This is a genomic window from Psychrobacter sp. (assembly GCF_036731945.1).
In the GTDB taxonomy this organism is placed as follows: Bacteria; Pseudomonadota; Gammaproteobacteria; order Pseudomonadales; family Moraxellaceae; genus Psychrobacter.
Genome location: NZ_DAINDI010000043.1, coordinates 5,445 through 15,450 on the forward strand (window position 1 = coordinate 5,445; position 10,006 = coordinate 15,450).

Here is a 10,006-nt window from a genome sequence, read left to right on the forward strand (position 1 = left end):
AGTGAAATAAGCGTTGATACGCAAGATTATCAATTTGAATTGTTAAGCTGCTCGCCTGAACTGTTTTTTACCTTTAATAAAGACGATACTACTGGCAAACATCATATACGCACCAAGCCCATTAAAGGGACGATGCCGCGTGGGTTAAATACTGCACAAGACAACGCTTATAAACAGCAGCTTATCGATAGCGAAAAAGACCGTGCCGAAAATGTCATGATTGTTGATTTATTGCGCAATGATTTGGGTAAATATGCCAAGATTGGCAGCGTCAAAGTGCCTCAACTATTTGCGATTGAAAGCTTTAGCAATGTGCATCATATGGTCAGCACCATCACCGCTGAGCTAAAGACAGATAGTCATCCGCTTGCCGTATTGTTTGGCAGTTTACCTGCTGGCTCTATCACTGGTACACCAAAAAAACGCGCTGTTGAAATCATCTCAGAGTTAGAAGGTACCGCGCGCGGTGCGTATTGCGGCACACTGGGCTATATGAACTTTGATGGTAGCGGACAATGGAATGTATTAATTCGTACTTTGCAAGCCAATACCTTATCGAATGATAAGTCAGAACAAGAAAGACGTGTCAGCTTATGGGCAGGCGGTGGTATCACGGTTGCTTCTGATTGCAATGCTGAATATCAAGAATGTTTGGATAAAGTCGGCAACCTGTTAGGCGTTTTAGCTCAAAACAATATAAAGCAATAAACTTACGCTTTATCTAAAAGGCAAATTAAAAACCAATAAAAAGCCTGCTTAACATAACGTTAGCAGGCTCTTTTATTTATATAACTTGTTGTTTTGGCTTTACATTATTAAGGTATTACTCAGTAACGCTTTCAGCCTCTGTTTGTAGCGATTTTAAGGCATCAATCAAACGCTTATTCTGCGCTGCCGTACCAACAGTAATACGCAAGTACTCATTGATGCGCGGTTTCTCAAAATGACGCACAATGATACCTTGCTCGCGCAAATCAGCCGCCACACCTTTAGCATCACCATTTTTCGGACGCGCAAAGACAAAGTTGGCGTGCGATGGTAACACCTCATAATCGAGTGCTGTCAGCTGAGTGCTGAGCGCTTGGCGTAAGTCGATGACTTGCTGGCAGGTCTGGGTAAAATACTCCACATCTAAGACACTGGCAGTCGCTCCCGCTTGCGCCAACTTATCGAGCGGATAGCTATTAAAGCTATTTTTCATACGCGTCAACGCTTCGATTAATGACGCATTACCAAACGCCATACCGACCCGTAAACCAGCAAGCGAGCGTGATTTTGAAAAAGTTTGCGTGACAAGGATATTATCGCAGTCATTGATTAGGCTAATCGCCGACACTTCTGCCTCTGAACCATTTTCTTTTTTCTGCGCAAAATCGATATAAGCTTCATCAATTACAACCACTGAGTTTGAATGCTCGCCAGCAAGTTTACGAATATCAGCAAGCGATAACAGCATACCCGTTGGCGCATTTGGGTTAGCAATAATGATACCGCTACAAGGCTGACGATAAGCATCAGGGCTGATACTAAAATCGGCTTCTAGGGCGATTTGTACCAACTCAATACCAAAGGTATGGGCGTAAACTGGATAGAAGCTATAGCTAATATCAGGCGCTAAAACAGGGCGCTCTTTTAAGAAAAAGCTGGCAAATACCAATGCCAATACTTCATCAGAACCATTACCGACAAAGACTTGATTGATATCAAGGTTATATAACTCTGCTAATGCGGCGCGTAAATCATCCGATTCAGGCGCAGGATATAAACGCAGCTCATCGGCTTGCTGCGCTAAGACTTTTGCGATGGCCTCGCCGACTTTTGGTGACGGTGGAAATGGGTTTTCATTGGTATTTAATTTGCACAAATTTTCATGCTGAGGCTGCTCGCCAGGGACGTAAGGTGACAGATTTCGCGCTTTAGATGACCAAAGTCTGGTGTCTATCTTTAACTCACTCATAAGTTATCCTACTCATTAGCCACATAAATAATTAAACGTAAATATTAAAATTATCTTATTAAAACTGAACTACCTAACTGGATTATTAACTATCTTTTTGATAACGATAACGGGCTGAGCGCGCATGGGCGTCTAAGTCCTCGCGCTGCGCTAAAATATCCGCCGTCGCAGCCAGCGGCTTACTACCCGCTTCACTACAATAAATAATCGAGGACTTCTTTTGGAAGTCATAAACACCGAGCGGTGAAGAAAAACGTGCAGTACCAGAGGTTGGCAATACATGGTTGGGACCCGCACAGTAATCACCAATCGCTTCAGGCGTATGACGACCCATAAAGATAGCGCCCGCATGGCGAACCTCATTCAGCAGCGCATCAGGGTTATCAACTGACAATTCTAAATGCTCAGGGGCAACGCGATTAATCACCGCCATACCTTCCGCGCGGTCTTTGACCAAAATCAGCGCGCCACGGTTTTTTAGTGAATCACGGGCGATATCAGCTTTTGGCAATTCTGCTAAGGCTTTTTCAATTTCCTCTGCTACTTCTTCTAACTGCTCTCTACTTGTCGTGACAAAGATAGCTTGGGCAATACGGTCATGCTCCGCTTGTGACAATAAATCCATCGCTAACCAATCGGCGCGATCTTGCGCCTCGCCTTCTGCATAGACCAATACTTCAGAAGGACCAGCAATCATATCAATCCCAACTTGACCAAATACCGCCCGCTTTGCCGCAGCGACATATTTATTACCAGGACCCGTGATTTTATCTACGGCTGGTATGGTCTCGGTACCGTACGCCAAGGCCGCAACCGCTTGCGCACCGCCAATAGTAAAGACCCGATCAACTTGTGCCAAATGCGCTGCTGCTAAGACCAATGGATTGAGCAGGCCTTTTGGCGCTGGCACCACCATGATTACCTCGGCAACGCCAGCCACTTTGGCAGGAATCGCATTCATCAATACCGAAGACGGATAAGAGGCCAAACCGCCAGGCACATAAATACCGACACGATCAAGCGGCGTGACTTTTTGACCTAAACGATTGCCAAGCTCATCTTCATATTGCCAAGTCTCTTGCACTTGGCGCTCATGGAAGGTTTGCACGCGTGTCGCTGCCGTCATTAACGCATTTTTAACCTCATCATCAAGAGTAGCAAACGCTTCAGCAAGTGCTTCTTTAGACAGCTCTAACTCTTGTATCGCCGTCGCTGGATGCTGATCAAACTCTTGGGTCAACGCCAGTACCACGCTATCGCCGCCATGGCGTACCTTTGCAATGATATCGTCAACGGTTTTTAATAGCTCAACATCATTGACGGTTTCAAAAGCGAGAAGCTGGGTCAGTTGACTGTCAAAATCAGCATCTTGGGTACTTAGTTGGCGCATGACTGAATCCTATAGGTGAGCATAAAAATCGGCTATAAAAAATAGTTTGGATAAAAGAGCAAATAAGAAAACGTTGGTCTGTCTGCTTATTTCCGCTTATTTTCACTTATTCTTAGTTATCTCACTCAGATTATACTGAGCTTTTATTTTCTAGCAAGCAAATACAACAAAACCAGTTTAGCACGCTATATCTATCCTAGAGCGCCAAACTGGTTTAAAATTTTGTATAGTCATGCTTGATATTATCAATGATTGCTAGTGTTTAATAACAGTGCTTTATCAATACTGAATAAACGCTCATTTAAGAAGCGTTAGCAATACTATTTTTAAAACTGTCTAAAATCGGCTCAAGCAGGGCAAATTTACGTTTGTAGCTGACTTGATTGACGATAAGGCGCGACGACACATCACAAATATGGTCGCGCGCTTCAAGTCCATTGGCGCGTAGTGTATTGCCGGTATCGACGACATCAACAATCAAATCACCCAAACCAACCAATGGCGCAAGCTCCATTGAACCATATAGCTTAATCACATCGACTTGCTGTCCTTGACTGGCAAAGTAAGCGCGGGCAACATTGACGTACTTGGTCGCGATACGCAGACGACGATTTGGTAGCGGCGCACCTTTCACGCCCGCTGTCATCAGCTTACACTGAGCAATCTGCAAATCGAGCAATTCATAAACGTGATTGGCGCCATGCTCAAGCAGCCCATCTTTACCCGCCACGCCAAAATCAGCAGCGCCGTGTTCAACGTAAGTTGGCACGTCACTGGCGCGTAAAATTAACACGCGCACATTTGGGTTTGAAGTTGGAAAAATAAGCTTGCGTGACGCTTCAGGGTCTTCTAGTAATTCAACACCAGCAGCACGTAGTAGAGGCATCGTCTCTTCTAAGATACGACCCTTTGATAGCGCCAGTGTCAAACCTGAAAACGCCTCATTTACTTCGTTTAATAAACCATCATTTGGTAAGCTATTGCTTGCTTCAGTCATAATGACTCGTGTCCGTGTACAGTTAGCTGCCTTACTTAACAGGCATTATTAATTTGTTATGTGTCAATACCAATAACAATGGGTAATGAACCACGTTAGGCGTTGGTATTAATACGCTCGATATTAACCCCAAGCGCGCGCAGTTTTTCTTCGACGTGCTCATAACCGCGATCAATATGATAAATACGATCAATCAAGCTCTCGCCTTCCGCAGAAGCCGCTGCCATGACCAATGACATCGACGCGCGCAAATCTGTTGCCATCACCGGCGCCGCAGTAAAATGCTCGACGCCTTTAACCACAGCCGTATGACCGTCAACTTGAATGGAGGCGCCCAAGCGGTTGAGTTCCGGCACGTGCATATAGCGATTTTCAAAGATATTTTCGATAAAGGTGCTGGTACCGTCAGCAAGGCACGCAATCGCCATGACCTGCGCTTGCATATCGGTTGGAAAACCCGGATGTGGTTGGGTACGAATATTGACTGGTAGTGGGCGACCTTTCATTTGCGCGCGAATCCAATCATCGCCTGTGGTAATAATCGCTCCCATGTCTTCAAATTTTTCTAATACAGGCGCCAATAAAAGTGCTGAAGTGTTTTTGGTCAGCACATCACCACGCGTCATCAAAGCACCAGCAAGATAGGAGCCCGTTTCGATACGATCTGGTACGACCGAATATTCACAGCCATGCAAACGCTCAACCCCTTCGATGGTCATGGTGGCAGTACCAATGCCGCTGATTTTAGCACCCATCGCTACCAGCATATTGGCCAAATCGACCACTTCTGGCTCAAGCGCACAGTTACCAAGCACGGTAGTGCCCTTTGCCAATGCCGCGGCCATAATGACGTTTTCCGTACCGCCAACCGTCACCATGTCGAATGAAAAGTTACAACCGATAAGCTTGCCGCCTTTTGGCGCTTGGGCTTTGACATAGCCATTCTCGACGCTAATATGAGCTCCCATGGCTTCAAAGGCTTTTAGATGCTGGTCGACAGGACGTGAACCAATAGCACAGCCACCCGGCAAAGACACTTCGGCTTCACCAAAACGCGCCAGCAAAGGGCCTAAAACCAAAATCGAGGCGCGCATGGTCTTGACCAAATCATACGGCGCATAAAAATTGTCGATATTCTTGGTATCGCAAACGACAGTGTCGCCCTGCTTTTGAATATCAATGCCCATGCCAGCGATCAATTCAATCAAGGTACGCACATCTTGTAGCGATGGCACATTATGTAACGTCGTTGGGGTCTCAGCCAAAATCATAGCAGCGAGTAACGGCAGAGCGGCATTTTTGGCGCCTGAGATGGTGACTTCCCCTGCGATACGACTGCTACCGGTGATTAAAAATTGATCCATAAAGGTGACAACCTAGCGATAAGTATAAAAAATATGAAAAACCAGAAATGATAAAACCAGCAATATCCATTGCCGGCGCGACACATTCTAGTCATAAATAAAAAGTGTTAGCCTTGAGATTGGACTTCCCATTCGGCTGGCGTTAACGCCTGAATATTGAGCGCATGGATATCACCGCTCGCAATTTTGTCATTGACCAATGCGTAAACTGACTGCTGGCGTTGTACTGCGCGCTTGCCTTCAAAACTGGCATCAACCACCCGTACATCAAACTTGGTACCTTGATTGGCAGCTTGAATAAAAGCATCAGGAAAGTGAGTTTGTAAAAATGCAATCAAATCGTCAGCGTTCATGCTCATAAAATATTCTGCCTTAAGGGTTTAATAGGTGGATATAAAGTTAGCCATTATAACAAGAGTTTGACCATCTTACAGTACTGTCTTATACAACTGCCTTTAACTATTGCAGCGTTTTATCCAGATAGCTCAGCACTTGGGCACGCACGTCATTGACCCAGCGTAAAGGTGGCGCCATTGCCCCAATACTGGTGGCATGGCTGGCACCTTTGATTTCGCCTGTTTCAACCTTAACGCCCGCCGCTTTTAACGCCTGTGTCATTTTCACAGTATTGCTTATATGGACGACTTTGTCTTTTTCAGCAGTCAATAATAAATATGGCGGCTGCGCGCCTTTGATATTGCGGTCTGGCATGATGTCATCGGGTGTGGCATTTATTCCAAAAGCGCTCGCACTACTGAATTTACGAAAGTCATAACTATAAGGTCCTGCGATACCAATTACCGCAGCAATATCGTTTGGTTTCACCCCATACGGCGCTAAAAAATCTTTATTAGCGACGGCAGCAACCGCGTTAAATGCGCCAGCAGAATGCCCTATAACAGCCAAACGCTTAGGATCAGCATGCAGACTTTCAGCATTCTTATAACTCCACGCGATGGCCTGCGCCGTATCTTGCACGTAATCAGGATAAACGTGCTCAGGCGCTTTACGATAATTAATCACTGCCGTGACATAGCCTGCTTGTGCCAAACTCTGACCAACAAAGGCGTATTCATCTTTACTGCCGCTTTCCCACGAGCCGCCATGGACGAAAACCACCATTGGATAACTGTGGTTAATTGGGTTATCAGCAGTCGCTTTTTTTGACTGCATGGCTTTTGCTAAAGGTTTGGGATAATAAATATCTAAATCCTGCAAAGGCTTGTCGCCATACAAGATATTTTTACTGACACCAACGCCGCCATTTGAGGTGATGCCATTCACAATAGCGAGTGCCGATAATGCTTGTGCTTGCTGAGTCGCGAGCGCAATACCGCCGACAGCCAATGCTGCCGTCACACCGACGCTGATAGATTTAGGTAGGCGATTTTTTCTTGGTGCAGGCTGTACGGTTGCTTTACTTAAATCCTTCATCGCCAGTATTCCTATTATAAGCTTGTCGTTTGGTCATAGTTGATTAAAACTCAATAGTAGAGTCACGGCTTTTTCATTTTTTATAATTTTAGTTAGCGCGTTTTTGGCTAAAGCCACACTTCTACTTTTTACGTTTTATATCTTACTGGCAGACTGGGGATTTATCGTTCTGTTCCTGTTATGAGTGTTTAGGTTTCTTGTGTTTATTAGCGCGACAAGACTTTTGATAAAGGTAAACATAGCAACTTGATAATGACAACTTAATAACGGCTAATTAACGGGCGCGCCATTCTCGTCGACGATAATCGGCGTAGCGTTAATCGGCGGCTCTACTACACTTGTGACCTCAAGCGCTGCCCGACTATCGAGCGCCGGGCCTCTGGTAGGGTTGGCCAAATTATTTTCATACATGATATCGTCCTCACCTATCTTCACCCCTCTATCGTCAACGACGGTGGTCAGCAGCACCAGCTCTGTGATGCCGACAGTATTATTGGCAATATCAATCAGGTGGCTTTGCTGCGTCGGCGTCATGCGACCCATAATATAAACCACGCCATCATTGGTGACCGCCTTTATTTGCGAGGCTTTCACGCCATTACTAGAGGCTATTTTTGCCAGTAGTTTGGAGGTGATATAACCATCGTGAACGGTTGAGCTATAGCCCCTTGAGGCGCTCACATTCAGCTCATTATAGACGTGACGGACATCTGGCATAGAGCCAACCACTTTTTCAATTTCTGTCTTAATCTCTTGCGTTGGCACCTCACCGGTGAGCAACACCTCACTATTAAAACTATCAATGCTCATACGGCTGATTTGCTGCAAATTTTCTTGCAGACCATAGACGTTAATCTTGACGGTATGCTCGATACTGCGGTCAAGCAGGCGCTGCGGAATGGTGCGCTCGGTCATCGGTACGCCATACGTTCCTTCTGTGCTATTGGTCAGATAGTTGGTGGTACAGCCTGTGGCAACGATGCTGGTCAATAGCATAACGCCAATCGCCTTACGGCGTGATGAACCAAAAATAGCAGTACGCAAATGCATCCGTGTCATGATTTACCTCTTAGAACATGATGTGATTAACTGGTGAGTAGCTGGTAATTAATAGTGTGACGCTTGATAATAATGGTAATAGCTTTATGTAGTTAATGACTTTTTAATGGCGCTACTTTACTGAATATTTACCCGAGGCGTTTAGGCTTTTGGTAACGATAGCTTAATACGGTTATTTACTTTTAACCAGTTATCGGGCTTAATCTTTAAACCAACTTGATTTCAAACATAATCGATCTAAAGAAACATACTACCAAGCCGAGGCAATAAAAGCCCCTTGCAGCCATTCTGGTTGAGTGTTTTTTGACGGTGTTTCTTTAACGTCACTGCTGTTATTTTTAGTATTGGTATCATAAGCTATCACATCAAACCGGCACTCATAATCATTATATTCAGGATGCTGCTGCAAAAAATAGCGGGCTGCTCTGATAATTTTATACTGCTTACTTTTCGTCACGCTAAGCGCCGCATCACCAAATCCTGAACGTTGCCGTTGCCGCACTTCAATAAATACCAGTGTCGACCACGCCTGCCCTTTTTCTAGCATAATTAAGTCGAGCTCACCCACTTTTGGTTGTTGCCAATTTTGCGCAATCAATATCAAGCCTTGCGCTTGTAAAAACGCACACGCCTGCTGCTCAAAACGGCTGCCTTGACGCTGGGTCGGCGAAGTCAGGATTAGAGGTTTGTTATTTACCATCACGGGCTTTTATTATCATGGCTATCGGTCAGCGGAACATTTGAGAATTATCATAGCACATCATGCTAAACTAACCACTTTCGCGTTTTCATAATCGCTTTTCATATGCGTTTTTAATGCTATTTCTTAAGACAATTTCTTAATAATCCGAGGTTTTCATGTCTAGCCCTACCGCGATGCCAGCTTGTCTTTATATCGTTGCCACGCCGATTGGTAATTTAAGCGACATGACACCGCACGCAATCGATATTTTAAAGCAAGTTGCTATCATTGCCTGTGAAGACACCCGCACCTCAGGCAAGTTATTGTCACATTTTGGTATTAACACCAAAGGTGACAAAGATACAGATGAAGTAACCGTACACAACCATAAAAACGCTGCCGAAAACGACTCTGATGGCGCTGCCAAACAAAAAGGTCATCATAAGCTTTGGGCGTATCATGAACATAATAGCGCCATTCAAACGCCCAAAATCATTGAGATGATTCAGCAAGGTCATTCGGTTGCCTTGATTAGTGATGCTGGTACGCCGCTGATTAGCGATCCCGGTTATCAATTGGTACAAGCCGCTCATGCTGCTGGTGTTCGCGTCTCCCCTATTATTGGTGCCTCTGCTGCTATTGCTGCGCTATCGGTTGCAGGATTGCCCTCAGACCGTTTTAGCTTTATTGGTTTTTTACCAGCCAAAACCCACGGTCGCCAAAAACAATTAACAGCGCTCAATTCACGTACCGAAACTTTGATATTTTATGAAGCGCCGCATCGTATTGTCACTAGCTTAGAAGATATGGCTGCTATCTTTGGGGCAGAGCGCGAAGTGACGTTTTGCCGTGAATTGACCAAAACCTTTGAGACCGTGCACAAAAGTACGCTTAGCGAATTGGTTGAATTTGTCAAAGCCGATGACAATCAGCAACGCGGTGAAATCGTCGTGGTCGTCGCCGGGGTAAATGCAGCGCAGGACGATGATGATATCAGTATCCACGATAAATTATTACAGCGTTTATTAGAGGACTTATCAGTTAAAAAAGCTGCCGCTTTGGCCGCTGATATTACAGGTGTCAAAAAGAACGCACTTTATCAACGCCTGCTTGAACTACAAGC

The 10,006-nt window shown here is 45.1% G+C and carries 10 protein-coding genes; 2 read left to right on the forward strand and 8 right to left on the reverse strand.

Annotated elements, in window-relative coordinates; all coding sequences use genetic code 11:
* The coding region (locus V7D75_RS09670; protein WP_333614393.1) for an anthranilate synthase component I family protein at positions 1–708 on the forward strand (708 nt) is incomplete at its 5' end.
* A 115-nt stretch (positions 709–823) separates the two neighbouring features.
* Here V7D75_RS09670 and hisC read toward each other — a convergent pair.
* From hisC to V7D75_RS09710, 8 genes are all read right to left on the reverse strand, one after another.
* Positions 824–1,957: a histidinol-phosphate transaminase gene (hisC, locus tag V7D75_RS09675; RefSeq protein ID WP_333614394.1), complete on the reverse strand. Its 1,134-nt coding sequence runs from the start codon at positions 1,955–1,957 to the stop codon at positions 824–826.
* 85 nt (positions 1,958–2,042) lie between these two features.
* Positions 2,043–3,347 carry a histidinol dehydrogenase gene (gene hisD / locus V7D75_RS09680; protein ID WP_333614395.1) on the reverse strand — a complete coding sequence of 435 codons (1,305 nt, stop codon included), beginning with the start codon at positions 3,345–3,347 and terminating at the stop codon, positions 2,043–2,045.
* 301 nt (positions 3,348–3,648) lie between these two features.
* Positions 3,649–4,344, reverse strand: coding sequence for an ATP phosphoribosyltransferase (gene hisG, locus V7D75_RS09685; RefSeq protein WP_333614396.1), 696 nt, complete (start codon positions 4,342–4,344; stop codon positions 3,649–3,651).
* Between the two features lie 95 nt (positions 4,345–4,439).
* The gene (murA, locus tag V7D75_RS09690) at positions 4,440–5,708 is read right to left on the reverse strand and encodes a UDP-N-acetylglucosamine 1-carboxyvinyltransferase (RefSeq protein ID WP_333614397.1); all 1,269 of its coding nucleotides are present in this window, start codon (positions 5,706–5,708) and stop codon (positions 4,440–4,442) included.
* Between the two features lie 107 nt (positions 5,709–5,815).
* Complete coding sequence (locus V7D75_RS09695; RefSeq protein WP_082894293.1) at positions 5,816–6,067, reverse strand: BolA family protein; 252 nt, start codon at positions 6,065–6,067, stop codon at positions 5,816–5,818.
* Positions 6,068–6,167: 100 nt separating this feature from the next.
* Entirely contained in the window at positions 6,168–7,142 is a 975-nt protein-coding gene (locus V7D75_RS09700) for an alpha/beta hydrolase (protein ID WP_333614398.1), read from the reverse strand.
* Between the two features lie 270 nt (positions 7,143–7,412).
* Positions 7,413–8,201, reverse strand: a complete 789-nt coding sequence (locus tag V7D75_RS09705; RefSeq protein WP_333614399.1) for a BON domain-containing protein — start codon at positions 8,199–8,201, stop codon at positions 7,413–7,415.
* A 250-nt stretch (positions 8,202–8,451) separates the two neighbouring features.
* Entirely contained in the window at positions 8,452–8,901 is a 450-nt protein-coding gene (locus V7D75_RS09710) for a YraN family protein (protein ID WP_333614400.1), read from the reverse strand.
* Between the two features lie 158 nt (positions 8,902–9,059).
* Here V7D75_RS09710 and rsmI point away from each other — a divergent pair.
* The coding region (gene rsmI, locus V7D75_RS09715) for a 16S rRNA (cytidine(1402)-2'-O)-methyltransferase (protein WP_333614401.1) at positions 9,060–10,006 on the forward strand (947 nt) is incomplete at its 3' end.

Coding starts and splice junctions, on each gene's coding strand:
- hisC (WP_333614394.1), bottom strand. CDS start 1,957: ATGAGTGAGTTAAAGATAGACACCAGACTTTGGTCATCTAAAGCGCGA.
- V7D75_RS09700 (WP_333614398.1), bottom strand. CDS start 7,142: ATGAAGGATTTAAGTAAAGCAACCGTACAGCCTGCACCAAGAAAAAAT.
- hisD (WP_333614395.1), bottom strand. CDS start 3,347: ATGCGCCAACTAAGTACCCAAGATGCTGATTTTGACAGTCAACTGACC.
- V7D75_RS09710 (WP_333614400.1), bottom strand. CDS start 8,901: ATGGTAAATAACAAACCTCTAATCCTGACTTCGCCGACCCAGCGTCAA.
- hisG (WP_333614396.1), bottom strand. CDS start 4,344: ATGACTGAAGCAAGCAATAGCTTACCAAATGATGGTTTATTAAACGAA.
- V7D75_RS09705 (WP_333614399.1), bottom strand. CDS start 8,201: ATGACACGGATGCATTTGCGTACTGCTATTTTTGGTTCATCACGCCGT.
- V7D75_RS09695 (WP_082894293.1), bottom strand. CDS start 6,067: ATGAGCATGAACGCTGACGATTTGATTGCATTTTTACAAACTCACTTT.
- murA (WP_333614397.1), bottom strand. CDS start 5,708: ATGGATCAATTTTTAATCACCGGTAGCAGTCGTATCGCAGGGGAAGTC.